Origin of the sequence: Natronolimnohabitans innermongolicus JCM 12255 (assembly GCF_000337215.1) — an archaeon.
Taxonomy (GTDB): Archaea; Halobacteriota; Halobacteria; order Halobacteriales; family Natrialbaceae; genus Natronolimnohabitans; species Natronolimnohabitans innermongolicus.
Genome location: NZ_AOHZ01000030.1, coordinates 1 through 26,836 on the forward strand (window position 1 = coordinate 1; position 26,836 = coordinate 26,836).

24 protein-coding genes and 1 pseudogene are annotated in these 26,836 nt (G+C 63.8%); 8 read left to right on the forward strand and 17 right to left on the reverse strand.

Annotated features, from left to right (window positions below):
- The 7 genes and pseudogenes from C493_RS05065 to C493_RS05095 form a co-directional block, all read right to left on the reverse strand.
- Window positions 1–947: elongation factor 1-alpha (locus C493_RS05065; RefSeq protein ID WP_007258335.1), on the reverse strand; the 947-nt coding region annotated here is incomplete at its 3' end.
- 801 nt (window positions 948–1,748) lie between these two features.
- A pseudogene (locus tag C493_RS05070) lies at window positions 1,749–2,890 on the reverse strand (homoserine dehydrogenase).
- Window positions 2,890–3,453, reverse strand: a complete 564-nt coding sequence (locus tag C493_RS05075) for a hypothetical protein (protein ID WP_007258336.1) — start codon at window positions 3,451–3,453, stop codon at window positions 2,890–2,892. The pseudogene C493_RS05070 and the gene C493_RS05075 overlap by 1 nt, the downstream one beginning before the upstream one ends.
- A gap of 580 nt (window positions 3,454–4,033) precedes the next feature.
- The gene (locus C493_RS05080) at window positions 4,034–5,038 is read right to left on the reverse strand and encodes a Bug family tripartite tricarboxylate transporter substrate binding protein (RefSeq protein ID WP_007258337.1); all 1,005 of its coding nucleotides are present in this window, start codon (window positions 5,036–5,038) and stop codon (window positions 4,034–4,036) included.
- A 63-nt stretch (window positions 5,039–5,101) separates the two neighbouring features.
- Window positions 5,102–6,004 carry an NAD-dependent epimerase/dehydratase family protein gene (locus tag C493_RS05085; RefSeq protein ID WP_007258338.1) on the reverse strand — a complete coding sequence of 301 codons (903 nt, stop codon included), beginning with the start codon at window positions 6,002–6,004 and terminating at the stop codon, window positions 5,102–5,104.
- Between the two features lie 249 nt (window positions 6,005–6,253).
- On the reverse strand, window positions 6,254–7,030 hold the full coding sequence (locus tag C493_RS05090) for an IclR family transcriptional regulator (RefSeq protein WP_007258339.1): 777 nt from the start codon (window positions 7,028–7,030) through the stop codon (window positions 6,254–6,256).
- Window positions 7,031–7,281: 251 nt separating this feature from the next.
- The gene (locus tag C493_RS05095) at window positions 7,282–7,971 is read right to left on the reverse strand and encodes a 4-carboxy-4-hydroxy-2-oxoadipate aldolase/oxaloacetate decarboxylase (protein ID WP_049889143.1); all 690 of its coding nucleotides are present in this window, start codon (window positions 7,969–7,971) and stop codon (window positions 7,282–7,284) included.
- Between the two features lie 130 nt (window positions 7,972–8,101).
- Between C493_RS05095 and C493_RS05100 the strand changes: the two genes are divergently transcribed.
- Complete coding sequence (locus tag C493_RS05100) at window positions 8,102–8,758, forward strand: MBL fold metallo-hydrolase (protein WP_007258341.1); 657 nt, start codon at window positions 8,102–8,104, stop codon at window positions 8,756–8,758.
- Here C493_RS05100 and C493_RS05105 read toward each other — a convergent pair.
- Together C493_RS05105 and C493_RS05110 are read right to left on the reverse strand one after the other, a co-directional pair.
- On the reverse strand, window positions 8,743–10,092 hold the full coding sequence (locus C493_RS05105) for a glycerate kinase type-2 family protein (protein ID WP_007258342.1): 1,350 nt from the start codon (window positions 10,090–10,092) through the stop codon (window positions 8,743–8,745). The two genes, C493_RS05100 and C493_RS05105, sit on opposite strands and share 16 nt — an antisense overlap.
- A 94-nt stretch (window positions 10,093–10,186) precedes the next feature.
- Entirely contained in the window at window positions 10,187–11,194 is a 1,008-nt protein-coding gene (locus C493_RS05110) for a Bug family tripartite tricarboxylate transporter substrate binding protein (protein ID WP_049889144.1), read from the reverse strand.
- A 219-nt stretch (window positions 11,195–11,413) separates the two neighbouring features.
- On the opposite strand from C493_RS05110, the gene C493_RS05115 reads away from it, so the two are divergent.
- Complete coding sequence (locus tag C493_RS05115; protein WP_007258344.1) at window positions 11,414–12,457, forward strand: zinc-dependent alcohol dehydrogenase; 1,044 nt, start codon at window positions 11,414–11,416, stop codon at window positions 12,455–12,457.
- Between the two features lie 360 nt (window positions 12,458–12,817).
- Here C493_RS05115 and C493_RS05125 read toward each other — a convergent pair whose 3' ends face one another.
- Window positions 12,818–13,495 (reverse strand): MBL fold metallo-hydrolase, encoded by a 678-nt coding sequence (locus tag C493_RS05125; RefSeq protein WP_007258345.1) that lies wholly within the window; start codon window positions 13,493–13,495, stop codon window positions 12,818–12,820.
- Between the two features lie 236 nt (window positions 13,496–13,731).
- On the opposite strand from C493_RS05125, the gene C493_RS05130 reads away from it, so the two are divergent.
- The 3 genes from C493_RS05130 to C493_RS05140 all read left to right on the forward strand — a co-directional run bounded on the left by C493_RS05130 (window position 13,732) and on the right by C493_RS05140 (window position 16,782).
- Window positions 13,732–14,241 carry a tripartite tricarboxylate transporter TctB family protein gene (locus C493_RS05130; protein WP_007258346.1) on the forward strand — a complete coding sequence of 170 codons (510 nt, stop codon included), beginning with the start codon at window positions 13,732–13,734 and terminating at the stop codon, window positions 14,239–14,241.
- The gene (locus C493_RS05135) at window positions 14,241–15,722 is read left to right on the forward strand and encodes a tripartite tricarboxylate transporter permease (protein ID WP_007258347.1); all 1,482 of its coding nucleotides are present in this window, start codon (window positions 14,241–14,243) and stop codon (window positions 15,720–15,722) included. The genes C493_RS05130 and C493_RS05135 overlap by 1 nt, the downstream gene beginning before the upstream one ends.
- 619 nt (window positions 15,723–16,341) lie before the next feature.
- Complete coding sequence (locus C493_RS05140; protein ID WP_007258348.1) at window positions 16,342–16,782, forward strand: universal stress protein; 441 nt, start codon at window positions 16,342–16,344, stop codon at window positions 16,780–16,782.
- Between the two features lie 70 nt (window positions 16,783–16,852).
- Here C493_RS05140 and C493_RS05145 read toward each other — a convergent pair whose 3' ends face one another.
- A complete protein-coding gene (locus C493_RS05145; protein WP_007258349.1) occupies window positions 16,853–18,025 on the reverse strand; it encodes an MFS transporter in 1,173 nt (390 codons plus the stop codon).
- Window positions 18,026–18,730: 705 nt separating this feature from the next.
- The gene (locus tag C493_RS05150) at window positions 18,731–19,720 is read right to left on the reverse strand and encodes a transcription initiation factor IIB (RefSeq protein WP_007258350.1); all 990 of its coding nucleotides are present in this window, start codon (window positions 19,718–19,720) and stop codon (window positions 18,731–18,733) included.
- A gap of 224 nt (window positions 19,721–19,944) precedes the next feature.
- Between C493_RS05150 and C493_RS05155 the strand changes: the two genes are divergently transcribed.
- The 3 genes from C493_RS05155 (at window position 19,945) to C493_RS05165 (ending at window position 21,702) form a co-directional block, all read left to right on the forward strand.
- The gene (locus C493_RS05155; RefSeq protein ID WP_007258351.1) at window positions 19,945–20,484 is read left to right on the forward strand and encodes a DUF84 family protein; all 540 of its coding nucleotides are present in this window, start codon (window positions 19,945–19,947) and stop codon (window positions 20,482–20,484) included.
- A gap of 205 nt (window positions 20,485–20,689) precedes the next feature.
- On the forward strand, window positions 20,690–20,923 hold the full coding sequence (locus C493_RS05160; RefSeq protein ID WP_083912374.1) for a DUF7123 family protein: 234 nt from the start codon (window positions 20,690–20,692) through the stop codon (window positions 20,921–20,923).
- Between the two features lie 110 nt (window positions 20,924–21,033).
- Entirely contained in the window at window positions 21,034–21,702 is a 669-nt protein-coding gene (locus tag C493_RS05165; RefSeq protein WP_049889146.1) for an HAD family hydrolase, read from the forward strand.
- Between the two features lie 78 nt (window positions 21,703–21,780).
- Here the strand turns inward: C493_RS05165 and C493_RS05170 are convergent, their stop codons facing one another.
- The 5 genes from C493_RS05170 to pyk all read right to left on the reverse strand — a co-directional run bounded on the left by C493_RS05170 (window position 21,781) and on the right by pyk (window position 26,747).
- Complete coding sequence (locus C493_RS05170; protein ID WP_007258354.1) at window positions 21,781–22,398, reverse strand: winged helix-turn-helix transcriptional regulator; 618 nt, start codon at window positions 22,396–22,398, stop codon at window positions 21,781–21,783.
- 80 nt (window positions 22,399–22,478) lie between these two features.
- Entirely contained in the window at window positions 22,479–23,621 is a 1,143-nt protein-coding gene (locus C493_RS05175) for an SPFH domain-containing protein (protein WP_007258355.1), read from the reverse strand.
- Between the two features lie 149 nt (window positions 23,622–23,770).
- On the reverse strand, window positions 23,771–24,355 hold the full coding sequence (locus C493_RS05180; protein WP_007258356.1) for an NfeD family protein: 585 nt from the start codon (window positions 24,353–24,355) through the stop codon (window positions 23,771–23,773).
- 79 nt (window positions 24,356–24,434) lie between these two features.
- Window positions 24,435–24,911: a DUF7312 domain-containing protein gene (locus tag C493_RS05185; protein ID WP_007258357.1), complete on the reverse strand. Its 477-nt coding sequence runs from the start codon at window positions 24,909–24,911 to the stop codon at window positions 24,435–24,437.
- Between the two features lie 78 nt (window positions 24,912–24,989).
- Window positions 24,990–26,747: a pyruvate kinase gene (pyk, locus tag C493_RS05190; RefSeq protein WP_007258358.1), complete on the reverse strand. Its 1,758-nt coding sequence runs from the start codon at window positions 26,745–26,747 to the stop codon at window positions 24,990–24,992.
- Between the last annotated feature and the right edge of the window lie 89 nt (window positions 26,748–26,836).

Sequence of the window (26,836 nt, forward strand, 5' to 3'; positions counted from 1 at the left end):
AACGTCTCGGCGACGCTTGGCGGCTCGTCGGCTGGGCCACAGACGTCACCGCGGCGGATGTCGTCCTTGCCGATGCCGCGGACGTTGAATCCGACGTTGTCACCGGGTTCGGCCTTGGGCACCTCTTCGTGGTGCATCTCGATCGTCTTGACCTCGCCGCCGACGTCGCTCGGCTGGAAGGAGACGTTGTCGCCGATGTTCATGACACCGGTCTCGATACGTCCGACGGGGACGGTACCGATACCGGAGATCGTGTAGACGTCCTGGATCGGGAGTCGGAGCGGTGCGTCCGTCGGTGGCTCCGGCTCCGGCAGGTCGTTGAGGGCCTCGAGCAGGGTACGGCCGTCGTACCACGGCGTCTCGTCGGAGGCCTCGGCGATGTTGTCGCCTTCGAACGCCGAGATCGGGATGAACGAGGCGTCGTCGGTCTGGAACTGCACCTGCTGGAGCAGCTGGTTGACTTCGTCGACGACCTCGTCGAAGGTGTCCTCCTTGTAGTCGACGACGTCCATCTTGTTGACGCCGATGATGAGTTCGTCGATACCGAGGGTACGAGCCAGGAAGACGTGCTCCTGGGTCTGGGGCGCGACGCCGTCGTCGGCGGCGACGACGAGGACGGCGTTGTCCGCCTGGGACGCCCCGGTGATCATGTTCTTGACGAAGTCACGGTGGCCAGGACAGTCGACGATGGTGAAGTCGTAGGCGTCCGTCGAGAACTCCTGGTGGGCGATGTCGATGGTGACACCACGTTCTCGCTCCTCGGCGAGGTTGTCCATGACGTAGGCGAACTCGAAGCCGCCCTTACCCTTCTCTTCTGCTTCTTCGCGGTGCTGCTCGATCACGTGCTCGGGTACGCTCCCCGTCTCGTAGAGGAGTCGTCCCACGAGCGTACTCTTCCCGTGGTCAACGTGGCCGATGATGGCCAGGTTCTGGTGTTGTTCGCTCATTGTTGTAGCTCACGCGCAGAGGCGCTTATATCGGTCTCTTTGGCTCGTTGCGGTTAAAACCATTTCGAAAGCGTATTCTGCCGAACCCGACGCCGTCTTGCGGTTTGCTCAGCGTTCACACAACACGATTGGTTCGACAGACGACGGCTGGTCGAATCGACCGGGGTGCAGTCTCCCGTTTCGCTTCGACGACGCGGCCCCATCCCAAACGGTTCTAGATCGTTCGACACATCGGCGTCCGATATCGTTGACGAGTTCGTCGATTGTATAATAGCCACTGAAACGAGTTACACACTGACCGTAACGTCATCTGGCGATCAAGTTCGCAATGACGTTCGGTGGGTACTATAGCTCGCTGCGCTCGAGAACGAAGAGTACCGACTCCGACATCGCGGCTCGTCGTCTGGGTTCTCGCTCTGGGGTCTGGCGGCGCTGGCTCTGAGTTCTCTAAGCGGCGCTGGCTCTGGTTGAGTGATATATTGCCCGCGCGTATGCGGAACGCTGCGAGTCGGGCCGGAGGCTACCCCCGACGATAGTAGCTCTTGCAACGATTTATACACCAATCGCAACGCAGCCCTGCGATCGGGCGTGCGATAACTTGCAAGAGCTACTATCGGCCCACCGACGAGAGTACAGACTCGATCGTCGGCGAACGCATCGGCAAGGAGCGAAAAACGTCGGGAATCCGCAGTACCGAGACGAGACGAGTCGATTCGAGCGTCACGTTCGACCTATGGTAGTCAGTGAACGTCACTGCACACCCAATCGCAGGATGGCATTGCGATCGGTGTGTAAATCGTTTCACTGACTACGATAGCGTGAGGGAAGTCGACCGACGTCCGAGAGCACCGCCGTCGCCGTCTCCGGGCCGCCCGCGCCGCGCCCGCTCGAGTGTAGCGAACCGGCGTTGCGGGTCTCGAGCTGGACGATGTTTCGCGTGCCGGTGACCGCGAGCGCACCGTTCTCGGGGACGAGTCGTGGGCCGACGCGGACGCTGTCACGGGTCGCCTCGCCGATGAGCCGGATCGTCCGGCCGTCCTCGGCCGCGAGGTCGAGGGCGCTGCCGGGGATGTCCTGAATTCCCTCGACCGTCGCATCCTCGAGTGAGAAGCCGCCGCCGTTGAGGACGTTCGCGAGGATGACGAACTTGAGCGCAGCGTCAGTGCCATCGACGTCGAACGTCGGGTCGGCCTCCGCGACGCCCAGATCCTGGGCTTCCGCGAGGACGTGCTCGTAGTCCAGTCCTTCGGCGGCCATCCGCGTCAAAATGAAGTTCGCGGTGCCGTTCAGGACGCCGCGGGCCGCGGNTCCGCGAGGACGTGCTCGTAGTCCAGTCCTTCGGCGGCCATCCGCGTCAAAATGAAGTTCGCGGTGCCGTTCAGGACGCCGCGGGCCGCGGTAACAGCCTGTGGCGTACAGTCCTCGACCGTCGACAGCACCGGGATGGCGCCGCCGACGGTCGCCTCGAACCGAACCGACCCCGCGCTCTCTGCCTCGAGTGCGCGCAGGTCTTCGTAGCNCGACAGCACCGGGATGGCGCCGCCGACGGTCGCCTCGAACCGAACCGACCCCGCGCTCTCTGCCTCGAGTGCGCGCAGGTCTTCGTAGCGTTCGGCCACGGGACCCTTGTTCGCGAGCACGACGTGGCGGTCGTCCTCGAGGGCGCGTTTCACGTGCGAGAAGCCGGGCTCGGCGTCGCCGAGCGTCGTCGGGGTCGTCTCGACGAGGACGTCGTAGTCGGTCTCGAAGACGTCTTCGGGGTCGTTGATACCGATGGGCTCGTCGCCTCCCTTTCGCTGGAGCGCCGATTCGACGTCGATGCCGTCGGCGTCGATCACGGCGTTCGTGGAGTCGGCGAGCGCGACGACTTCGTGGCCGTAGTCGCCGGCGAGGTCGGCGACCGACTGGCCGACTGTCCCGGCGCCGAGAACTGCGAGCTTCATCAGGCGTCCACCCCCAGAAGCGGCTCGACGACGGTAAGATCCTTCTCCGCGCTGATCGAGCGAATCGTCTCGAAGACCTCCTCGGATCGGCCGGAGTCGATCGCGAGTCGAACTCGCGCACTCGAGATGTCGCCGGTTCCTTCAGGCGCCGACAGCGACAGGTCGAGGAACGCGGCGCTCGTGCTGTTTTCGATCTGGAGGATCGTATCCGAGAGATCCGTCTCGATGAGGTGGCCGACGAGGACGAGCGTGACCTCCTCGCCGTAGCGTTCGGCACCGGCCTGAATGACGTTGACGCCCGTCTCGCGGAGCCCCTCGACGATGTCGTCGAAGCGGTCCGGCGGACAGCCGAGGTCGACTTCGACCGGGATGTGGCCACGCGGCGTGATATTGCCGCGCTCGTGGTGGATACTCATGAGGTTCCCGCCGTTCTCGGCGATCGGCGCGAGCGCGTCCAGCAGTTCGCCGGGCTCGTCGACAAGCTCGAGGCGGACGGTGTACGTGCGAACGCCGCCGTCTGCGACAACCGTTCGATCCGTTCGTCGGGACGGTGTGTCACCCATGGTCGACACCACCGCTCGACGCGTTGTAGTCCGTGCTCGTGGGCATGGTATACGACTCCGTAGCGGGCACGTAAAAGGTTATAGATATGCGTATTCTCGCCTGAGAGCCGTCGAGAGAGTCGCTACGGCGATTCAGTCTCGAGTCGGTCGTCGGTTGGCGGGACGCTCGAGAAAATCGCTACTAAGATAGTTTGTTTACTTACTATTTCTACAGATAGCCATATACATTACCTGTCGGGAAAATTTGTTTATGAACTGTACTGGAAACGATCGGAGACTGCTAACCGACCATTTGAACCCGATTTCCGACCAGTTAGGCAAATAGTTGGCGAGGGCGGAGAAACGAGATAGCCGACAGTGTGACGCACACTGAATAAGATTCGTATGGCCGAAATTTTGGCATTTCGAGCCCAGATACGACAATTTCTGAGTATATGCCTGATGGCGCCCGTCGGAGTTATACTTTCTCCGCTCTGTTTATTACCAGATTTAATAGTATCATATGCTTCTGGTAGGTTGGTCTGAAGAAGACGAGTGGAGCGCTCTTCGGTCGGTGACCGAAACCGTGCCTCCGGTCGGCTCAAATTCCGAGTTCGTCGATAATCTCGCCGTAGGTTTCGTACTGGTCGTCCATGAAGTCGGCCAGTTCGTCGGGGCCGCGTCGAACCATCGCGTAGTCGTTCGACTGCATGAACGATTCGAACGCTTCGTCCTCGTAGACCGCGTTGTAGACCTCGAGGAGCGAATCGTAGACGGTATCTGGCGTCTCCGGCGGGACGAAGCCGGCGAGCCACGACCCGAGCTCGAGATCGTACCCCAACTCGGACAGCGGCTCCGTTTCCGGCAGCGCGTCGTGGCGCTCGTCGCTCATGACGCCGAGTGCGCGCAGCGGTCCGTCGTGTACCTGCGGGGCGACCTCGGGTGCGCCGACGGTCGTCGCGTCGACTTCCTCGTTGACGGTGTTCTGAATCGCCGTCTCGGCACCGTCGTAGGGGACGTGCTGGACGTCAATATCGGCCTCGAGTTCGAAGCCGCCGGCACAGAGGTGCCAGGTACTCCCGGTTCCGGAGTTGCCGATCTGGAGTTCTCCGGAGTTGTCGTCGGCGTAGTCGACGAGGTCGTCGATGGTCTCGAACGACGAGTCCTCGTGGACGGCGACGGCCGCCGGCGTCTCGGTGTACTGAATGAGCTGGCGGACGTCCTCCGGGCCGAGGTCCGCGAGTCCGAGGTGGTCGAACATCGTGATTTCGCCGGCGATAACGCCGATCGTGTGGCCGTCGGGCCTGGCCGATCGGGCGACCGAGGCCATTCCGACCAGTCCGGTGCCGCCGGTCTCGTTGACGACGGACCAGGACGTCTCGGTGTGCGCTTCGGCGACGTCCGCGATCGCACGGCTCGTCTGATCCGCGCTTCCGCCGGCGGCCCACGGCGAGACGATTTCGATCTGTCGCGTCGGAAAGTCGCCGGGCTCGCTCTCGAGGGCGTCCAGACAGCCCGCGACGCCGACGAGTCCGCCGACACCGGCGCTGCTGAGGAGGGATCGCCTGCTAACCGCTCGTTCCGAACCGCGGCTCGCATCGTGCATTCACCGTGAGCGTTGTGTGACCGGGGTAGTAGACCTTTTCATCCGATCGCAGCGATCACGTCGTTACGATTGCGGCGTCTCGTTCACGTTCGGCGGCTGGTCCCACTCGGAGCCGTCGTCCTGCGGTTCGTAGCCGAGGACGTCCTTGGCGTGTTCGGTGTCGAACCAGCGGGCGGCGTTGTCGCTGACGGCGTAGAACGTGTCGTAGGTGACGGTCTCGTTCTCGAGGCAGCACTCGATCAGGTGCGCGAAGTCTCGCTGGGAGGTCCAGGAGGCTTTCAGTCGGTCGACCATCTCCTCGTACTCCTCGCTGCCGCGCTCCCACGAACCGGTCTGGGACGGGTCCCAGGCGTCGTCGCCGTCGACCGCGTCGTCGGTGCCGCGGTGGACGCCGCGCTCGGCGTCGCCGTAGGGGTGGTCGTACGCTTCGGCGCGGACGCTCGAGATCCGAATCGAAAAGAACTGCGAGGGGGCGCCCTCTCGTCGCGCATAGACGCGACCCATGTTCTCGCCGAACACTTTCGTCGCGCCGTAGAAGCCGTCGGGCTTCGGGAGCGTCTCGTGGTCGAGGAGCAGGTCGTGGTCCTTCTCGTAGAGCTCCGGCGCGTTGTCCTCCTCGTAAAGTCCCATCACGCGCTGGGAGGAGGCGTAGATCACTTTCTCGACGCCGGCGTCTTCCGCGGCCTCGAGGACGTTGACGGTGCCGACGATGTTCGGCTGGATAACCTCGTCCAGCTCCGCGCCGGCGTCGGACTGCGCCGCGAGGTGGATCACCGCGTCCTGGTCCTCGAACGCGGGACGGATCGCGTCGTAATCGCTGATATCCGCGACGTGCGTCTCGTAGTCGGGGTGGTCGTTGCGGTCGAGCAGCGTGAACTCGTACTCCTCCGAGCCGATGAGATGCGTCCGTAGCGCCTGCCCGGCTTCGCCGAACGGACCCGTAACTAAGACGTTTTGCGTAGCCATTTCTGGAGTCTATCGGTCGCTACAGCCGAATCGCCTATATATGTTTCGGAGCCCCGCCCTATGCCGGTTCCGCGCTCGACGCGACTCCGCCGCCGCGCAGGCCTTTCAATATTATCGAAACTCGAGCGATCGCAATCAATCCGTTATTACACCCATACAATCGTAATACCAGTGTGAGAACGACGGGACGGTGTCTGGGTACCAGCCTCCGGTTGACGGCGAAAATCGGGAACGGACGCGGCCGCGTCGCTACTGGTGCTGGCGAATTTTCAGTTCGATAATGTTCTGCTTGTTGTGCAGTTTGGGGACGAGTTCGTCCTCGATTCGGTCCGTCCCCATCCGACTGAGCGGACCGCTGACGCTGATCGCACCGATTACCCCGTCCGGTTCCGACACTATTGAAGTCGCGACGGCACAGACGCCCGGATAGTGTTCGCCGCGATTGATCGAGTAGCCTCGGTCGCGGATCGTCCGTAGCTCGTCGCGGAGGTCGTCCTCGTCGGTCACCGTGTTTTCGGTGACGGCGGGGAGGCCGCGCTTCTCGAGGACGGCCTCGAGTCGCTCCTCGGACAGTCGCGCCAGGATCGCCTTCCCGGTCGCCGTCGAGTGAAGGTGGAGGTGCCGGCCGAGGGGCGCGTTGTCGTCGACCGAATCGGGGCTCTCGGACTTGTACAGCTGAACCGCGTAGCCGTTCTCCTCGACCGTGAGGTTCGCGTGTTCTCCTAACTGCTCCCGTAGATCGTCGATCTCGGGCTTCGTCGCCTGAAAGAGCGCCATGGTGTCTCGCATTTCGCCGCCCGTCGCGAGAAACCGAAAACTGCAGTCGTACTCGCCGTCAACCTTGACGACGTACCCGGTATCGAGTAGCGTCGACAGGTGGATGTGGGCGGTGCTGACCGGCATCTCGAGATCGTCGGCGATCTCCGTGAGCGTCGCGCCGTCGCGCTCTCGCAGGTATTCGACGATGGTGAACGACTGCTCGACGCTCTTCAGCCGCCGCGTGTCCGTTTTCGTGTTCTCCCCCATACCGCGTGGTACGGTCACGCGCTATTAAGGGCTACGGGTTCTTTCGACCATTTTGAAACTCGGTCGTCGTCGGCGATCTGCAGCCGTCACTTCGTGACCGTCCGCTGGTACGACGGACCCGATCGCAGAGGGCAGACGACTCGAGTCGTCGATTATCGATCAATAACGGAAATAAAGGATGAATATATATGGCGGCAATATCACCGCGTGTTTCGGCGTCTCGACGCGTCAGTCCGAGTCGAGAACGACTATCACTGGATCGAGTCTTCCGGACCGACGACCTCGAGGTCCTCGAACAGGCTGTCGTAGCCGTTGCGTTCGAAGAGGTACTCGCCCTCGAGGACGTCCTCGCGGACGTCGTCCTCGGAGGCGAGCTTCTCGCGCGAGCGCTCCAGGACGGTCTCGGCGCTGTCGGCGGGGACGACCGCGAGGCCGTCGTCATCGCCGACGACGACGTCGCCGGGTTCGACGGTGACGCCGCCACAGGAGACGGGCACGTTGATCGAACCGGGGTCTTGCTTGAGCGGACCGCGCGGGTGGACGGCGCGGCCGTAGACGGGGAACTCCATCTCGGCGATCTCGCGACTGTCGCGGTAGGCGCCGTCGATGACGAGACCGGCGAGATCGTTCGCCTGGCAGGAGGTACACATGAGTTCGCCGATGTGGCCCGTCTCGGTGAAGCCGTCGGCGTCGATGACGAGCACGTCGCCGGGTTCGGCCATCGTGATCGCCTTGTGGATGATCAGGTTGTCTCCCGGGGCAGCCTTGACGGTGATCGCGGTTCCCGCCACGTCGATCCCGTCGTAGGCGGGACGAATGCCCGAGTCTATCGTCAGCCCGACGTTCCCCGTCACGTCGGAAACGATGGTGCTCGGAACGTCTTCGAACGCCGCCACGATATCGCGGTCCGGTCGCTCCACGTCGTACTCTATCGTATGCATAGTGGGGAACACAGCCGAGCGTTACGTTAATCTACCGGTTCTCGAGCACCCGGGCCGGCGGAGCGAAACTCCACGCCGCTGGGAAGTCCACTCGCGGTTTATACGGACGGTCGCCGATTGTTCGGACGCAATGTCCGTCCGAGAGCTATCCGACGGTATCCACGCCATCGAGTTCGACCACATCCGCGTCTTCGTCCTCGAAGACCGGCCCGAAGACACGATCACGCTCGTCGACGCAGCCTTCCCCGACGACGGCGACGAACTGGTGACGATCGTCGAGGCGGAGTTCGGCGGCCTCGACCGCGTCCTCATCACTCACGGCGACGAGGGACACTTCGGCGGGCTTCCGACGTTGATCGAACGCTTCGATCCCGAAATCGCCGCGCCGGCGGGTGCGAAACACTTCTACGAGTCCCTCGACGTTCGACCGGACGTCGAGTTCGTCGACGGCGACCGGCTCGCCGGAAACGTCCGCGCGATCGAGATCCCCGGCCACACGGTCGCGACGACCGCGTTCTTACTCGAGGACGATCGAACGCTGATCTCGGGGGACGCACTCGAGGGCTCCGACCGGCGCGGCCTGCCGCCGGGCTACCTCGTGCCGCCGGCCGAGCAGTTCAACGATCACGGTCACGCCGCGGCGGAGCGCAACCTGGTCAAACTGTTCGACCACGACGTCGAGACAGTGCTGGTCCATCACGGGACCAGCGTCCACGAGGAGCCACTCGAGAAACTCAACGACTGGCTGCTCGACCGGGAGTGGACGCTCACCTACGACCGGGAGTGATCGTCGGTCGCGGGAACGAGCAGCACGCGCAGATCGTTCACGTTCGTCCCGGTCGCGCCGGATCGCACGAGCGCGCCGCGCTCGTCCAGATACGGGTAGGCGTCGTTGTCGGCCAGCATCGCTCGAGCGCGACGCTCGTCGTCGACGACGTCGGGTGTGACGACCGCCCCCGCGGCGTCGGTCGGCCCGTCGATCCCGTCCGTGTCGACGGCCCCGAGTACCGTCTCGGCCGGTAGCTCGAGCGCCGCGCCGAGTGCGAACTCCTGGTTCGGGCCGCCCGTTCCGTCGCCGGTAACCGTCACCGTCGTCTCGCCGCCCGAGACGATCGCAGCGGGTGGGGAGACGGGGCGGCCGCTCCGACGGATCTCCTCGGCGATAGCGACGTGGGTCGTGGCGGCCGCTCGAGCCTCGCCGCGGATCGACGACGACAGGAGCAGCGGCTCGAACCCCGCGCGTTCGCAGACCGCGGCGGCCGCCGTCAGCGCGGTGGCGTTGTCCGCGAGGATGGTCACGGACGCCGACTCGAGGGCCGGATCGTTCGGTCCCGGCGTCTCGGCGACGGTTCCCTCGACGCCGGCCCGAAGCTGGCGCGTGACGGCCGCCGGCGCGTCGATTTCGTACGTCGCTAACACCTCGAGTGCGTCCTCGTACGTGGTCGGGTCGGGAGACAGGGGGCCGCTGGCGACGACGGACGGATCGTTCGACGTCACGTCGCTGAAGACGAGGCCGACGGTCGTCGCGGGGGCGAGTTCGCGAGCCAACTGCCCTCCCTTCAGCGCGGAGACGTGCTTTCGGACGGCGTTGATTCGATCGATCGGCGCGCCGCTCCGGAGGAGTTCGTCGGTCAGGGTCCGAACGTCGTCCAGGTCGACGCCCTCGACCGGCGCGGTCAGCAACGCGCTGCCGCCGCCGGTCACCGGCGCCAACACCAGCGTCTCGTCATCGCACGCCCGCGCTCGCTCGAGAACGCGACGCGCGCCGTCGACGTTCGGTTCGCTCGGCGTCGGATGGGTGCCCTCGATTACATCGACGGGACCCGCCGGCGCCGGATCGTCCGTTACGACGACGCCGCCCGCCAGTCGCTCGCCGAGGCGGTCGGCGAGGTGACTCGCGATCCGTCCCGCGGCGTTGCCGCCGCCGAGGACGACGACCGACTCGTAGCTATCGAGGTCGTACTCGTCGACGGCGATCCGGAGCGTCGATCCCTCGAGGTCGATCGCGTCCGAGAGAACGGTATCCGGATGGGCGGCCGTGATCCCGGCCTCGAGTGCGTCGAGTACCGCTCGAGTCCCCCGCTCCCGAGATCCGCCGTGGCGCGTGTCGCGGTCGAACATGGTCGAGAATATCGCTGTGACGACCTAAAGGTTCGGCCGATCCACGGCTGAATCCGTGAGCTTCTCGAGGCGGTCGTCGTTCGGCAATCGGGGCTTAGATGTCGAGGTCGTCGATGAGGTCGCCGTAGTACTCGTACTGCTCGTCGAGGAAGTCGGCGAACTCGTCCGGGCCGCGCTGGACCAGCATGAAGTCGTTGTTATCCATGAACTCCTCGAACTCCTCGTCCTCGAACACCGACTCGTACACGTCAACGATCTCGTCGCGCGTCTCGTCGTCGACGTCGCCCGGCGCGAAGTGGCCGAGCCAGGACCCGATCTCGATGTCGAGGCCCTGGTCCGCAAGCGTCTCCACGTCCGGCAGCGCGTCGGCCGGCTCCTCGAACGCGACGCCGAGGGCCTGCAGTTCGCCGTCGTGAACCTGCGGCGCGGCTTCGGCGGCACCGACTGCGGTACAGTCGGCTTCACCGTTGATGACGTGCGACATCGCGTCGGATGCACCGTCGTAACTGATGTGTTCGACCTCGACCCCCGCCTCGTCGGCGATCCCGGCTGCGGCCAGGTGCCAGGAGGAGCCCGTCCCGGAGTTCGCCATCTGGAGTTCTCCCGGATTGTCCTCGGCGTACGCGATCCAGTCGTCGAGCGAATCGATGTCGTCGTTGTCCTCGTGAACGACGAGCGTCGCCGGCATCTCCGTGTACTGCATGATCGGCGTGATGTCGTCGGGGCCGAGATCCTCGATGTCGCGGTGTTCGAACATCGCGATTTCCGGCGCCGTACAGCCGAGCGTGTGGCCGTCGGGATCGCTGGTGGCGACGGCGTTCATTCCCACCGAACCGGAGCCGCCGGTCTGGTTGCTCACGTTCCAGGAGACGTCGGTGTGGCTTTCGGCCACCTCTGCGATCTGTCGACTCGTCCGGTCGGCGCCGCCGCCGGCGGACCACGGCGCGACGACTTCGACCGAACGCGACGGCCAGTCGCCGTCGCCCTGCAGTTCGTCGAGACAGCCTGCCGTCAATCCGAACCCAGCGGCACCCACCGCTGCCAGTGCGGTGCGTCGACTGACCGTGCGCTGTTCCCCACAACCATTGGTATTCTCTACCATTATACCTGAAGGAATTCTCATGCCAATATTTAAAACCTTCGAATATGGAGATGGAACGGTATTTTATTGACAGAATATATGTCATAATATCTCGATACGGGTCGCCAGCCGGTTCTGTGCCGGACGGGGCGACGAGCACCGATCGACGGCCAGTGAGAGACAGCGGACCGTTCTCTCCCGATCCGTAAGTTTATAGCTCGGTAGCGAGGAAGGGAGACCATGCGCGGCCTAGCCAAGACCAGTCGTAGCGCTGGGAGTATGGAACTCGTCACCGCCGACCGTCCAGAGCCGGCGGCGGACGAGGCGCTGATCGAGGTGGAGTACGCCGGACTCTGTGGAAGCGACGCCGGTATCTACGCGTTCAAGCCGGCGTTCGAACGGATGGAACTCCCGACGATCATCGGTCACGAGTACACCGGCCGAATCGTCGAGACCGGCGACGCGGTCACGACGTTCGACGTCGGCGACCGCGTCGTCGAGCGACCGATCCGGAGCTGTGGTGTCTGCTATCAGTGCGAGATGGGACAGGCGAACGTCTGTCCGAACAAGGAGATCACCGGCGTCGACCACGACGGCGCCTACGCCGGCTACATCGCCGTCCCCGAAGAAGACCTCCACCCGGTTCCCGACGACATCGAGCCACAACACGCCGCGCTCGTCGAACCGACCGCGATCACCACGCGCGCGGTCATCCAGAACTCGAGAGTCAAACCCGGCGACCGCGTCCTCGTCGCCGGACCCGGACCGATGGGAATCCTCAGTGCGCAGGTCGCGGACGCACAGGGCGCCGAGGTCGTCGTCGCCGGCGTCGGTCAGGATACGGCCTACCGTCTCCCCCTCGCCGAGGAACTCGGTTACCCGACGATCAACGTCGAACGCGACGACCTCGAGGCCTATCGCGAGGAGCGAACCGACGGCGTCGGCTACGACGTCGTCTTCGACACGACCGGCCACCCCTCGGGACTGGCGATGGCGATCGACGAGGTCCGAACCGGCGGACAGATCGTTCTCGTCGGGCAAACCGGCGAGACGACGGTCGACCTCACGCCGCTCGTCCGCTCGGAGATCGATCTCCAGTGTACCTACAGCGCGATGTACGAGGACTTCGAGCGCGCGTTCCGGCTGATCGACTCCGGCGACGTCGACCACGACACGTTCCTCGACGATCGGTTCAGCCTGCTCGAGGCCGAGTCGGCGTTCGAAACGTTCCTCGAGGGAGAGACCTGCAAACCCGTCTTCGACGTTTCGGTGCTTCGCGACTGACGAGGCGCGATCGACGGCGCTAGTGTGACCGCGATCCGTTCAGCGATCGTACCGGTTGTCAGTCCGCACGCTGTTCGACGTCGAGTCGACCGCGAGTCGCGTTCGGTCGACTGGCGGGAGAAAAGAGCCCGTTCGATCACTGACGCTGTTCCTGTCGACTGCTTGACTCTCGAGTGTCCGACTCGTTATCACCCTGTGACCTCGCGCTCGAGCCTCGACGCTCCTACCCCGTTCCGTGCCCGTCGAGCCTCGACACTCGAGCGAATCCGTGTACAGAAAACTGCCCGTCGATCCCGACACGGCCGCGGGTCGAGTCGCGGGTTCGCCGGGACGTCGTCATCGTCGCTGCCGAGATCCGTCTTACTCGTCGTCCGTCCGCGGGTCCCACTCGTTCCACTCGCGCTCGACCAGGAAGTCGTCGAGTTTCTGCTTCGGGTTCTCGAAGACGTGCGAGCCGTGGAAGACGAGTACCGCCTCGAAGTCGTACTCGAGCAGGTTGTAGAGGTTGAGTTCGGCGGCCTCGTGGTCGTCGTTGAACAGCGCCGGCGGCGGGAGAAGGTATCCCTCCGGCATTCCGCCGCGGTCGGCGCCGTCGAGCGTGTCGCCCGAGATCAGAATCTCGCGGTCCTCGAGCAACAGGGCCGACGTCGCCTCGGTGTGGCCGGGCACCTGAACGACGCGGATGTTCCCCTCGAGCAGGTCGCCGTCCTCGTAGGCGACGTCGGGTTCGACGTCGAGGTCCGCTTCCTCGAGGTGGTCGTAGAGCTTGGATTCGTCTGCCGGCATGACGAGTTTCGGATCGAACGCGTCGACGACGTGGGCGAGACCGCCGTGGTGGCCGTGGTCGCCGTGCGTGAGGATAACGCGATCGATGTCGCCGTACTCGGCCTCGAGCGTCTCGACGAGTTCCTCGCCGTTCTCCTCGAAGGCGGTGTCGACCAGCGTCGTCTGGCCCGTCGGCACGTCCTCGAGCACTAACACGCGGACGTGTTCGAACTGAACCTGATCGATACCGTCGGTTACGCTGCTCAGGGTCATGAACGGTTATCGATAGCGTCAGTTCCCTCATTAACCTGTCGGTGGGATAGCGACGGCGAGATGGCCGAATCGGCCCCCCTCGGGACGACCGGTCGCCGGCCGGGGCGCTCGAGTCGCCGTCGACCGAAACCGGTCAACGGGACCGAATGTCCGGTAGCCGCGCGGCAGGGCCGCTCTTTCAGTAAATTTATGACGATCCATGATAGTCAGTGCACTACGAGCACGGGAGATTACAGATGATAAAGAAATTCACACGGAGCGTTCGACAGCTAAACGTAGACAACATCACGTCGAATCCGCTCGCGGCCGTCTTCATACTGCTTTCGTTCGCGACGATCTACTACGCGAGCCAGTTCCCGAGCGGAGAGGGACTCGGGGCCGGATTCTTTCCGATCGTCATCTCCCTGACGATCATCGTCTTCGCGGTCGCAGATATCATCGTCGACGACGATACGGAACTCGACGTGAGTGACTTCGAACTGACGCCAGCAGTGATCGTCACCGGGTTGCTCCTGGCGTACCTCGCTGTGATGCCGTACACCGGCTTTCTCGTCGGTTCGATGCTGTTCCTGCCGCCGATCATGTACTACTCCGACGTTCGATCGAAGCCGCTGATCGCGACAGTGTCGCTTCTCTTGCCGATCGTCCTGTTCTACATCTTCAGTCGGATCTTCATGGTTCGACTGCCGGAGGGGATTATTCCGATCTCACGGCTACTCCCTGAGCTTCCGCTGATGGTGATATAATGGTCGTCGAACACATCGCAACCGGCGTTTCGAACGTCATGGATCCGGCCGTTCTGGCCGTCATGATCGGTGGGGTGTTGCTGGGGATGCTCATGGGATCGATCCCCGGTATGACCGCGACGATGACCATCGCGGTCATGCTGTCGTTTACGTTCACGATGGAGCCCGCGACCGGGATGATGCTCCTGCTCGGCATCTACGGCGGAGCCGTCTACGCGGGGTCCATTCCGGCGATCCTGATCCGGACGCCCGGGACGCCGTCGGCCGCGGCGACGATCTTCGACGGCTACCCGCTCTCGCAGAAGGGAGAGGCCGGACGGGCGATCAGGGTTGCGACGATCGCGTCGTTCGTCGGCGGATTCATCAGCGTTCTCGCGTTGATGTTCTTCTCGCCGGTCATCGCGGACGCGGCGATGCAGTTTCGCTCGCCCGAGTTCTTCGCGCTCGCGATCTTCGGACTGACGATCATCGCGAGCGTCAGCGGCGACTCGCTGACGAAGGGGATGATCTCCGGGCTGCTCGGGATGCTCGTCGCGACGGTCGGGATCGACCCGGTGTCGGGCTACCAGCGGTTTACGTTCGACGTTCCGGAACTCCTCACCGGCGTCGAGTTCATCGCGGTGATGATCGGCCTGTTCGGGATCGCCGAGGGACTCAGAAAGTACTCCCAGGGGATCAGCGACGAACAAAACAAGATCAACCAGCAGATCACGGGCTTTCTCCCGTCGAAATCCGACCTGAAGGCGATCGCACCGACCTCCGTCGGCTCCGGCGTGATCGGCTCGCTCATCGGCGCGATTCCCGGCGCCGGCGGTGACATCGCCGCGTTCATCACGTACAACGAGGCGACCCGATGGCTCAAGGACACGATGCCGTCGTTCGGCGACGGAAACGTTCGCGGCGTCGCCGCCGCGGAGTCCGGTAACAACGCGAGTACCGGCGGCGCGTTGATTCCGACGTTCACGCTCGGGATTCCCGGCGACTCGGTGTCGGCGATCCTCATCGGCGCGTTGCTCGTCCACAACGTCAACGCCGGACCGGAGCTCTACCAGGACGAGACCGGCCTGCTGTACACGATCTTCGTCGGCTTCCTGCTCATCTACGTCTTCATCCTGATCTTCGGGCTTCTCGGCGCGAACTACTGGGCGCGGCTGATCAACATTCCCCAGTCGCTCATCTGGCCCGTCATCTTCGTCCTCTGTGTCGTCGGGGCGATCGCGCTCCGCGGAAACGTCTTCGACGCCTGGATCATGCTCGCCGCGGGCGGGCTCGGGTTCATCATGCGACTGCGGGGCTATCCGCTCGCGCCGATGGTCCTCGGACTGATCCTCGCGCCGATCGCCGAGGAGAACCTCCGGCGCTCGCTCGTTATCTACGACGGGCCGATGGAAGTCCTCACCGCCAGCCCGATCGCCGTCGTCGTCTTGCTCCTGAGCGTGGCCACGATCCTGCTCCCGGTCGTGCGAGCCATGCGAAGCTAACGACGAACCGCACCCCTTCGGTTCGTTGATATCGACTCTTTTCACTCTGTCCTGCGGGTGTCGACTGACGCGCTCGACGCGCGAGTGACCCACCCGTCGTCCTCGTAGACCGTCGTTCGAATTCAGCGATGGTTCTGAGTAGCAGTTGAAACGAGTTACACACCGACCGCGACGTCGTCCGGCGATCGAGTGGGCAACGAGATCGGTGATCGATAGCTGGCACTCGCGACGGAAAAAGCGAGGTCGACACTCGAGTCGCTGCGACGAAGCGTCGTCGGCGTATACGAACGATCGAATCGATGGTGCGTCGACGAACGCTACACTGTTTCAATAATGGTGAAACCCTGTATCTGCCTGCAAATCGGGCTCTCTCGAGGTCTCCTCACAGGCATTTACAGTAGTACCTCTGTATACAATTGGGTGGTTCGCTACACAGCTAGTTTCAACAGTACTGAAATCGTCTGATTTGGGTCTGAAACAAACCACTCGGTAGTGGTACTCTCGTGGCGACCTCTTCGACGGAAAAGAACACACGGTTCAGCAGACCGAACCGAGCCCATATACGAACCCGTGATACACGGGAGCGTAACTTTTTGTGCCTCGCACTGTATCCTCGGATATGCACACGGCGTTAGTCGTCTTGACCGAAGAATCGGCAGATGAACAGTTGTTGGCGGCCGCAAAGCGATACGCGACCGGAACCGACACCGAACTCCTCGTCTGTACGTTCGTCGACCGGCAAGAGTACCAGCGCGAGGCTCGCACCGACGCCCGGGACGGGAACCAGGTTTCGACGCTCGAGATGATCGAATCGGACGCCGAAGCCGAGGCCGAGTCCGTCGCGTCGCAGGCGTTCGAAGGGACCGATATCTCGTATACCGCCCTCGGTGCGGCGGGTGAGTTGCCGGAACGGATCATCGAATTGGCGAACGAACGGGACTGCGATCACGTCTTCGTGACCGGGCGAAACCGATCGCCGACGGGGAAGGCGCTGTTCGGCGACGTCGCCCAGACGGTGTTGTTGCGATTCGACGGGGCGACGACGGTGACGACGAAGTGATCGCGAGCTGGCGTTGGCTCGAGTGACGCGCAACCCTCATGACCGGTGACGAGATGGTCCAGGAGCGATCTCAGTAGCCGAGGTCGAACAGGGCGTTGACGAGCAGGAGGGCGCAGACGAGTCCGAGGAGTGCGGTCAGGAATCCGAAGGAGACGGCCCAGCCGAACAGATCGGCGAGGAGTCCGACGACGACGGAGCCACTCGCCGCGACGGTCATATACACCGTCCTGAACAGCCCGAATCCGAACGACTGTTCGTCCGCCGAGAGCCGATCCATGAATCGCGGGAACACCGCCGCGCCCCACCCCATCCCGATGCCGAGGAGAAGCGTCCCGGCCGTAAGCGTCACGAGATCGCCACCGGTGACGAGCAGCGCGAGTCCCGCGATGCCGGCAGCCATACAGAGACCGATCGCGACGTCGCGACCGAAGCGGTCGGCGATCGCGCCGACGCCGACCTGTAACGTCCCCTGAATCAGGAAGTAGACGCCGAAGAAGATCCCCGCGACCGTGGTCGAATACCCGTGGTACTGGGCGAAAAACGCCGGCAGAAACGAGGCCACGGCTTGCCAGGTGAACTCGACGATAATCGCGATGACGCCGGTGAAGATCACCGCCGGTCGGGAGAGCAGCCCTCGCATCGCTCCGAGGTCGAACAGGTCACGCAGCGGCTGCGTCGGTTGGCGCGGTTCGGTAGGCCGGATTCGCCACGCCGCGAGAACGAATACGGGAACGCCGACGGCGACGGTGAGCGCGACGGCCGGCCGCCAGCCGTACCGGACGGCGACCCACGAGACGATAACCGGGGCGGCGAGGCCCGCCAGCGGGGCCCCGGAGTTGTGGACGCCGATCGCGGTGCCGATATCGTCGTAGACGCGCGTGAGCAGCGTCGTCGCGACGCTGTAGTGTAATCCCGCGAGGGCGCCGAGCACCAACACGCCGGCCGAGAACACGACGAACCCGGGCGCCGCGACGATGACGAACGTCGCGAGGACGGTTCCGGCGATCGAGGCGAGAATCACCAGCCGCTCGCCGTACCGTTCGGCGAGGAGACCGCTCGGAAACTGCGTCAGCGCGTAGGTGAGCCACATGCCGGAGAGCGCGGCGCCGATCATCGCGTTCGAGACGTCGAACTCGGTCGCGACGTCGGGGACGACCGGACTCAGCGCTAACCGGCCGTACACCGTCACGAAGAGCGCGAGCGTACAGATGACCAACACCGTATCGCGATACTGCCAGCGCATCACCGATTCGTCGGTTCGAGCGACCGGTACCTAAACGCTGCGACAGACGCTCGCGTCCCGTCTCCGCGAAGAACCGAGACTCGAGGCGACGTTCGGCGTCTCCGAAGGAGCGCCGAGGCTGGTCGCTCCCGCCGGAACCGTCGGCGTCCTCGTCGCCGTCGTCGCGACGGGATCGATCGCTGGACGTGTTCCGTGACAACTCGACGGATTCAACGATCAGACGACTATTATTTCGCTAAGCAAACTACTAGATAGCCATTATAGTATGGGATATGACTGGTTTAGAGAAGAGAGTAAAACACCGGCAGTAAATCAGCTTAGAAGCCGCTGAAGTGCATGTGTTCGTGTACACCGAGTCGAGAGATACAACAGTAACATCTATTTTCTCACCTTATTTCCCGATAAGATAGACACACATGCCCGGAGAGCTTCAATATCTATAACACAGCAGTTATAACGGACACAAAAACTAGCTTCTTCAACAAGCCTACGAATAGCTATCATAAGTTAGAACTGACTCTCGAACTATCTGTATATGGATGTTTTGAGATGGGCTCGAGCAGACACCGATCCGAAACTGTATGAGGTAGTCACGCACGCCTATCGGGAGTCAAACCAGTAAGGACGAGACGCGGTCTCGAGCGAACCGAGAAAGACAAACAGCAAAGAGATCGTCGAACGTCGACGACTGTCGACGAGTGCCGATTACGCCAGACCGAGAGTCTCCTCGGCCTCGAGGAGTTCGTGGTAGCGGTTCCGGATCGTGACTTCGGAGATGTCCGCAACGTCGCTGACGGCGGCCTGGGTCGTCTTTTCGTTGGTGAGAAGCGCTGCGGCGTAGACGGCGGCGGCTGCGAGGCCGACCGGCGACTTCCCGCTGTGGACGCCCTTCTCCTTGGCGTTCTGGAGGAGTGCGCGGGCGCGGTGTTCGGCTTCGTCGGAGAGTTCGAGTCCCGAGGCGAACCGGGGGACGTAGCTCTCGGGGTCGGCGGGCTGGACCTCGAGGCCGAGTTCGCGGACGACGTAGCGGTAGGTGCGAGCGATCTCGTTTTTCTCGACGCGGGAGACGTCGGCGATTTCGTCGAGGCTGCGGGGAACGCCGGCCTGGCGGGCCGCGGCGTAGACGCAGGCCGTCGAGACGCCCTCGATGGAGCGGCCGGGGAGCAGGTCCTCGTCGAGCGCGCGGCGATAGATGACCGACGCGGTCTCACGGACGTTCGTCGGGAGGCCGAGCGCGGAGGCCATGCGGTCGATCTCGCCCAGTGCCTGTTTCAGGTTGCGCTCCTTGGAGTCGCGGGTCCGGAAGCGCTCGTTCCACTTGCGCAGGCGCTGCATCTTCTCGCGCTGGCGTGAGCCGAGGGAGTTACCGTAGGCGTCCTTGTTACGCCAGTCGATGTTCGTCGAGAGCCCCTTGTCGTGCATCGTGTTCGTCGTGGGCGCGCCCACGCGTGACTTCTCGTTTTTCTCGGTGGCGTCGAAGGCCCGCCACTCGGGGCCGCGGTCGACGGAATCCTCCTCGACGACGAGGCCGCAGTCCTCACAGACGGTTTCGCCGTGTTCGTCGTCGACGACGAGGTTGCCTGCACACTCCGGACAGGCGAGGTCGTTTTGCTCGGATTCGGTCGCGGTCTCTTCGGTGTCGGTTGTTTCGCGTTCGGTACGTCGTACTCTGGTGTTCGATGGTGTGTTGCTCATGCGATGGCGAATGCTGACCGGCCGAACTGGCTGCAAAAGCCCGGACGGGTTCGTTACCTTCCACGTTCAGAGACCCGATGGTTAAGGGTTTCGGAATCGAAAGCCGACACCTCTCGAGACCGGGTAATTCGTCGAAACTAGTATGATCGATAGAAACATTAAAGGTGAGAAGCAGTGCCAAACCGGTACGCCCAACCGCGTCCGCGACCAGCGGCCACACAACGATGGAACCCGCAGTCGTAGTCGCAGTCGGAAGCACGAACCCCGTCAAACGTGAGGCCGTCGAACTGGCCCTCGAGCGATTCGAACCGACAGTCGTTACTGCCGCCGTCGAGTCCGGCGTGTCGGAACAGCCCCGGTCGATCGAGGAAACCGTCACCGGTGCGGAAAACCGCGCTCGCCGAGCGCTCGCGGCGACCGACGCGGACTACGGCATCGGTCTCGAGGGCGGCGTCGCTCGAATCGACGGCGTGCCGGGACTTTCGCTCATCATGTGGGCCGCCGCGACGGACGGGGACCGACTCGAACGCGGCGGTGGACCGACGCTTCGCCTTCCCGACGCTATCGCCGAGCGACTCGACGGCGGCGGCGAGCTGGGGCCGGTACTGGACGACAGACGCGGCACCGACGGCCTCGCCGAAGCCGAGGGCGCCGCAGGCGTTCTCACCGGCGGACTCACCGATCGCACGCGAGCCCTCGCTGAGGCGGTCGCCTGCGCGGCCGGCCCCTTCGTCGCCGACGCTGGGACGCACACTACGTCGTAGTTCGAGACAGTCACGAGTAGCATTCAGTTACAAAAGACGGTATACACCCAGTGACAGTCAAGAATACACCTATATTAACCGGACGTACCAACGAAAGCTTTCTGCCGGGTTATGGGTCCATTAACCGGCGGAAAAATCGCCAGACTGCGGCGGGGTAACTGCACGTACCAAACCCCCTAAGGGCATTCCTGGCATCCAATCGGGTATGAGCACTGCAATGGCGGCCGACCTCACGAGCAAGCAACGACAGATCCTCCAGTATCTTCGCGATAACGCCGGAACGAAGACGTACTTCAAATCACGGCTCATCGGGAAGGAACTCGGGATGACCGCAAAGGAGGTTGGCTCGAACATCACCGCGCTACAGGACGGTAACTACGACGTCGAGATCGAAAAATGGGGTTACTCCTCGAGCACGACGTGGAAGGTTAGTACGTAGCGTTCACGCGACCGGTCTTCCAGACACGCAGTGCCGTTCGGCCTGCTGCTTTCCTCCGGGTTGACGGCGTTCATCGTTATTATTCTCCAGTTGGTAGTTGACAATCAGCAATGCCAACGCCACTAGCGATCTGCTTCGATATGGACGGCGTCGTTCTCGAGGGGCCGCGGACCGATCCCGCCGTCTACGCCGACGCCGCCGACGCTGCGCTCGAAACGCTCGACGCGGATCCAACCCCCGATCAGCGTTCCGATCTCAGACGCAACGATCTCGAGGGCGTCAGAGAACACTGCGAGCGGCTGGGGATCGACCCGACGCGGTTCTGGGAACTGCGAGAACGGTACGCGTCCGAACGAACACACGACAGAATCCGATCGGACGAGCGCGGGTTCTACGACGACGTCGACGCGATCGCCGCCCTAGCCGACCGAACCACCGTCGGACTCGTGACGAACAACAGACAGGCGACCGCCGAATTCGTCGCCGAGACGGTCGCCGCGGACTTCGACGTCGTTCGCGGTCGCGACCCGACGTTCGAAGGCTTCGAGCGTCGCAAACCCGACCCCTACTACCTCGAGGATGCCCTCGACGACCTCGGCGTGACGAACGGCCTCTACGTCGGCGACTCGATCAAAGACGTGACCGCCGGTCGCGCCGCCGGCCTCGAGACCGCGTTTCTCCGCCGTCCGCACAACGACCACCTCGAGCGACCCGCTGACGCGACCTACGAACTCGAGTCGCTGGCGGCGCTGCCGTCGCTGGTCGAGGCGAGCGAGTAACCGTCGCAGAACGCGAACCCGACGCAAAACGAATCCGAATCGGTGAGTAATAGCGTATTACCGGCCGATAAGATACGCTTATTCGACGTACTCGAGATACTGGTCGGCGTTCCGGGCGAGTTCCTGTGCGGCCACACCGAAGGAGTCGGCGTGGCGGACGACGAGGAGCAACACTGTCGCCGGACGGTCGACGGCATATCCGTCCTCCCGGGAGAGCAACCCGGCCTCCTCGAGTTCGCCGGCGTACTTGCTTACCGTCGGCGGCGAGACCTCGAGCGCGTCGGCGAGATCGCCCGCGGTCGCCTCCGGCCGTCGGAGGAGTTCGATCAGCATGCCCCTGGGTGTTTCCCGGCGGAGATAGCCGAGCGCTTGCTTTTCGAACTCGTCGAACCGACCCGAGGTGACGAACCGCTTGTAATCGCCGTCGCGATAACGCTCTATTACCTCGAGCTCTTCGAGGCGGCGCAGGTGATGTTGGGTCTCTCCCGTTCCGAGCTGGAGATCGTCCCGAATCTTCGAAAAGTGCGCTCCTGGAGTCGTCGACAGGTAACCAGCAATCGCGTCGCGAGCGTCGCTCTCGCCGGTTTCGGCCGCGGCGGTCTCGGAGAGTCCGACCACCGATGATGCCGCACCGATCGCGGCGAAGCGACGGAGGGTCGCTCGCTTCTCGTCGTCGACCCCGTTTGATGTCGTCATACTGTGCGTACTACCGGGGACGGGTTGGCCCCTAAAACAGGTTTCGCTCCGCTTTATTCACCGAAAACGGACTCTCTGGACTACGGACTCTTATCGGAGTTGGCGTCACCCGCAAACTCCTGATCCATCTCTTCGATGACGTCGTCCGGATCCGAGATTTCGGCGGCGTCTTTGCCTTCCTTGATCGCCTGGGCCTCCTGTTCCATCGCCTCGAGGTCCATCTCGGCCTCCTCGTCGATCTCGCCGATGATCTCGGCGATGTCGTCGAGGCCGATCAGTTCGCGCGTCTCCTCGTCGAAGTCCAGGCTCTCGAGGGAGTCGCCGTCTTCCTTGACGTCGCTGCCCGAGAGGTGCTTGCCGTAGCGGCCGACCATCGACGTGAGTTCCTGGGGCATGACGAACGTCGTCGACTCGCTCTGGCCGATTTCGGTGAGGGTCTCCATCCCCTGGTCGATGATGGCGCGTTCGCCCATCGATTCGGCGGACTTGGCGCGTAGGACCGTCGAAATCGAGTCACCCTGTGCCTCCAGGATCTGACTCTGCTTTTCACCCTGTGCGCGGATGATCTCACTCTGCTTGTCACCTTCGGCCTTCTCGACGGCGCTGCGGCGTTCACCCTGGGCCTCGAGGATCATGGCACGGCGCTTTCGCTCGGCGGAGGTCTGTTGTTCCATCGCGCGCTGGACGTCCTTCGAGGGATTGACCTCGCGGACCTCGACGGACTCGACGCGGATTCCCCACTCGTCGGTGGGTTCGTCGAGTTCCTGGCGGATGCGGGCGTTGATCTCCTGGCGCTTGTTGAGCGTGTCGTCGAGTTCCATATCGCCCAGCACGGCGCGGAGGGTCGTCTGGGCGAGGTTGGAGACGGCCTTCTTGTAGTCGTCGACCTGCAGGAACGCCTTCTTGGCGTCCATGACCTTGATGTAGACGACGGCGTCGGCCGTGACCGGCGAGTTGTCCCGCGTGATCGCTTCCTGACGGGGAACGTCCAGCGTTTGCGTTCGCATGTCGAACCGGTAGGTGTTCGAGACGAACGGCGGGACGAAGTTGATACCCGGCTCGAGCAGTTTACGGTACTCGCCGAAGACCGTGAGTGCGCGCTTTTCGTACGCGTCGACGATTTCGATCGCACTGAGCAGTGCGGCGATAACGACGAGGAGGACGAGGGCGCCGAGGAACAGGAGGGCGCCACCGGTTTGCAACGGGAGTAGTTCTACGACCATAGTTTCGTCTTGTGAGTCTGGCGGCAAAAACGTTCCCTTATTTCAGCAACATATACGGGTCGATGAGTGTCGGTGGGCGGAATCGAGACCGCCGCACGGGGCGCACGGTACTGGTCTACCGGCCCGTTTCGTCGGACCGGTCGGACGGATCAGTTCGACCGCTCGGTTTCGGTTTCGGTCTCTGGGTCGGTCTCCGACTCCTCGTTCTGTGACGTCTCGTCCGAATCGACACCCTGTGCGAGCGCGCGGTCGATCTCGTCTTCGCCGATCGCGCCGAGGGATTCGACGGTCAGGACGTTCCCGCCGCCGGGATCGAGAACGATGATCTCTTCGCCCTCCTCGATCGTTCCGCTCGCGGTTCGCGCGCTGTAGTATGGCGCAAAGCCGCCTTCGTCGAGTTTGACCTGGCCGTCTCGCGTCGTGATCGTCTCCGTGGCGTACCCCGTCGTTCCGGACAGCGAGCTCGAGTCCGACGTTTGGGCGGTCCCCTTCCCGCCGTAGAAGTCGAACTCGTTGTAGACGTACGCCGCGGCGAGACCGATGACGAGGGTCAGTCCCGCCAGTATGAACGGGCTCAGCGCCGTTGGAAAGAGCACGCCGATGAGCCCCGCGCCGACCAGCGCGACGCCGACGACGATGAGGTGTGCGCCGGGCGAGAGGGCCTCAAGACCCATCAGTATGAGCCCCACGACCAGCAACGCAAGCGGCATGTTCCCGAAGAGGAGTTCCAGCATGTGCCGAGCTAAGTTCTCACCCGAATTAAAGGTTGTCGAGCCATCGCGCGTTTCGCCCGGCCGCCGGTCGTGATCGGCGTCACATAACCAGTCCGAAGAGCCGAACCATCACGAACATCATCGCCATCGCACCGAGGATGACGAAAACCGCAGCCTCGAGGCTCGGATTTCCCGGCTCGACCGGCGTCGAACTCGGCTCCGGGCCGTACTGCGGCTCCTCGCCGGCGTCCGACTCGCCGTCGGTGTTCGCCCCCTCGTCGGCGTCGCCGCCGGAGAGGTCGAGCGGGATTCGGTACTCGTCGTCGCGGTCTACGGCCGCGGTATCGTCCACCGCTCCGATCCCGGCACGGTCGTCGGCGTCGGTACCACCGTTTTCGCCGTTTTCGCTGTCTCCGCGCCGACGGTCGTGGTCCGTTCGATCTCGCTCGTCGTTCGTCAGGTCCCAGTCGTCGCTCCCCGTCCGCTGATCCGCGGTCGATCGCGAGCCGTCCGGATCGGTCGGCGACGACGGCTGTTCCTCGCCGTCGTCACCGCTTCCGGACGCGTCGTCTGCCATGGGTGCCCGTAGTAGTTCCGCCGTCAAAAACCCGCGGTCCGACCGGCGGCCGTATCGAAACCGACGGACAGCAGTCGCTCAGTCGCGGTCGGTCCGCGTTCCGATCTCGCCGCCGTAGACGACCCCGCGCTCCGCGTCGACGGTCACGACGTCGCCGTCGACGAGTTCGGTTCGGTCGACGCCGCTGATCATCGGCACGTCCATCTCGCGGGCGACCAGCGCCGGATACCCCGTCAGTCCCCGCTGGGCGTCGACGATGCCGCCGATCTTCGTCAGGTCGCCCTCGAACTCCTCGTCGTAGTCGGCCGACAGCGAGAGGATCGCCCCCTCGGGAACCCTCGAGAGGTCGCCGTCGGAGAGTTCGGCGACGGGACCCGTCACTCGGCCTTCGACGACGACGCGGCCGGTCGTCAGCGCCTCCGCAGCGACGTGGACCTTCAACATGTTCGTCGTGTTCGCCCCCTCGAGGTCGGTCATCATTCCACAGAGAACGACGACGGTGTCGCCGCTGTCGGCGACGCCGGCGTTCAGCGCCGACTGGACGGCCCGCTCGACGACGGCGTCGGCGCCCTGATCCGACACGTGGGCGTACAGCGGCGTCACCCCCCACGAGAGGGCGAGCCGTCGCCGAACGTCGCGGTTCGGCGTCGATGCGACGACGGGGACGCCGGGGCGGTACTTCGCAGTCTTTAGCGCCGTGTACCCGGATTCGGTCGCCGCGACGACGGCATCGGCGTCGACGTCGCGCGCGAGAAACCGTGCGGACCGCGCCAGCGCGTCCGTTCGCGCCTCTCCGGCGGTGGGAACGCGTTGTTCGAGCAGTTCGTCGTACTCCTCGGAGCCCTCGACCTGTCTGACGATGCTGTCCATCGCGTCGACGACCGCGACGGGGTGGTCGCCGATGGCAGTCTCGGCCGACAACATTACCGCGTCGGTGCCGTCCAGGACGGCGTTGGCGACGTCCGAGGCCTCCGCTCGCGTCGGCCGGCGCGCGTGGACCATCGAATCCAGCATCTCGGTCGCCGTGATGACCGGCGAGCCGGCCTCGCGACACCGGCGGATGATCTGCTTTTGGATCATCGGGACGTCCTCCATCGGACACTCGACGCCGAGGTCGCCGCGGGCGACCATGATCCCGTAGGACGCCTCGATGATCTCCTCGAGGTTTTCGACCGCGCCCGAGCGTTCGATCTTCGCGACGAGCGGAATCTCCGCGCCCAGTTCCTCGAGCACCTCGCTGACCTCGTAGACGTCCTCGGCGTCGCGGACGAAACTCGCGGCGACGAAGTCGACGTCCTTCTCGGCGGCCAGTTCGAGGTCCTCGCGGTCCGAGTCGGTGACGATATCGAGGTCGAGGTCGACGCCGGGGACGTTGACCCCCTTTCGGCCGGCCAGTTCGCCGCCGGTGTCGACGCGAGCACGGACCCCGTTTTCCGTTCGGTCTAGCACCGTCGTCTCGATCAGACCGTCGTCGAGTAAGATCGTATCACCCGCTTCGACAGCGTCAATCGGCAGCGAGAGCCCGACCGTCTCCGGCGACGCCTCGTCGCCGTCGACGAATCGGATTTCGGAACCCGTCTCGAGGGTCACCGTCTCGCCCTCCGGCAAGGGTGCGGTTCGGACCTCCGGCCCCTGCATGTCGAGCATCACCGCGACGGGTTCGTCGCGTTCCTCGTCGATGGCTCGAACGCGATCGATCAACTCGGCACGATCCGCTCGGCTCCCGTGGCTCGCGTTCAACCGAGCGACGGACATCCCCGCCTCGGCGAGCTCCCGGATCGTCCCCCGATCGCTCGAGGCCGGCCCCAGCGTACAGACGATCTTCGCGTTTCTCATGGCTCGAGCTAGCGCGGGCACGGACAAAAAGATGGCCGGTTTACTCGATATCGAGTATACATTCCATCCACCGACTGGCCAGCCCGTCG

Coding starts and splice junctions, on each gene's coding strand:
- C493_RS05150 (WP_007258350.1), bottom strand. CDS start 19,720: ATGAGCAACACACCATCGAACACCAGAGTACGACGTACCGAACGCGAA.
- C493_RS05130 (WP_007258346.1), top strand. CDS start 13,732: ATGATAAAGAAATTCACACGGAGCGTTCGACAGCTAAACGTAGACAAC.
- C493_RS05180 (WP_007258356.1), bottom strand. CDS start 24,355: ATGCTGGAACTCCTCTTCGGGAACATGCCGCTTGCGTTGCTGGTCGTG.
- C493_RS05160 (WP_083912374.1), top strand. CDS start 20,690: ATGAGCACTGCAATGGCGGCCGACCTCACGAGCAAGCAACGACAGATC.
- C493_RS05165 (WP_049889146.1), top strand. CDS start 21,034: ATGCCAACGCCACTAGCGATCTGCTTCGATATGGACGGCGTCGTTCTC.
- C493_RS05155 (WP_007258351.1), top strand. CDS start 19,945: ATGGAACCCGCAGTCGTAGTCGCAGTCGGAAGCACGAACCCCGTCAAA.
- C493_RS05080 (WP_007258337.1), bottom strand. CDS start 5,038: ATGCACGATGCGAGCCGCGGTTCGGAACGAGCGGTTAGCAGGCGATCC.
- pyk (WP_007258358.1), bottom strand. CDS start 26,747: ATGAGAAACGCGAAGATCGTCTGTACGCTGGGGCCGGCCTCGAGCGAT.
- C493_RS05145 (WP_007258349.1), bottom strand. CDS start 18,025: ATGCGCTGGCAGTATCGCGATACGGTGTTGGTCATCTGTACGCTCGCG.
- C493_RS05105 (WP_007258342.1), bottom strand. CDS start 10,092: ATGTTCGACCGCGACACGCGCCACGGCGGATCTCGGGAGCGGGGGACT.
- C493_RS05095 (WP_049889143.1), bottom strand. CDS start 7,971: ATGCATACGATAGAGTACGACGTGGAGCGACCGGACCGCGATATCGTG.
- C493_RS05175 (WP_007258355.1), bottom strand. CDS start 23,621: ATGGTCGTAGAACTACTCCCGTTGCAAACCGGTGGCGCCCTCCTGTTC.
- C493_RS05115 (WP_007258344.1), top strand. CDS start 11,414: ATGCGCGGCCTAGCCAAGACCAGTCGTAGCGCTGGGAGTATGGAACTC.
- C493_RS05135 (WP_007258347.1), top strand. CDS start 14,241: ATGGTCGTCGAACACATCGCAACCGGCGTTTCGAACGTCATGGATCCG.
- C493_RS05085 (WP_007258338.1), bottom strand. CDS start 6,004: ATGGCTACGCAAAACGTCTTAGTTACGGGTCCGTTCGGCGAAGCCGGG.
- C493_RS05170 (WP_007258354.1), bottom strand. CDS start 22,398: ATGACGACATCAAACGGGGTCGACGACGAGAAGCGAGCGACCCTCCGT.
- C493_RS05075 (WP_007258336.1), bottom strand. CDS start 3,453: ATGGGTGACACACCGTCCCGACGAACGGATCGAACGGTTGTCGCAGAC.
- C493_RS05140 (WP_007258348.1), top strand. CDS start 16,342: ATGCACACGGCGTTAGTCGTCTTGACCGAAGAATCGGCAGATGAACAG.
- C493_RS05090 (WP_007258339.1), bottom strand. CDS start 7,030: ATGGGGGAGAACACGAAAACGGACACGCGGCGGCTGAAGAGCGTCGAG.
- C493_RS05100 (WP_007258341.1), top strand. CDS start 8,102: ATGTCCGTCCGAGAGCTATCCGACGGTATCCACGCCATCGAGTTCGAC.
- C493_RS05185 (WP_007258357.1), bottom strand. CDS start 24,911: ATGGCAGACGACGCGTCCGGAAGCGGTGACGACGGCGAGGAACAGCCG.
- C493_RS05125 (WP_007258345.1), bottom strand. CDS start 13,495: ATGACCCTGAGCAGCGTAACCGACGGTATCGATCAGGTTCAGTTCGAA.
- C493_RS05110 (WP_049889144.1), bottom strand. CDS start 11,194: ATGGTAGAGAATACCAATGGTTGTGGGGAACAGCGCACGGTCAGTCGA.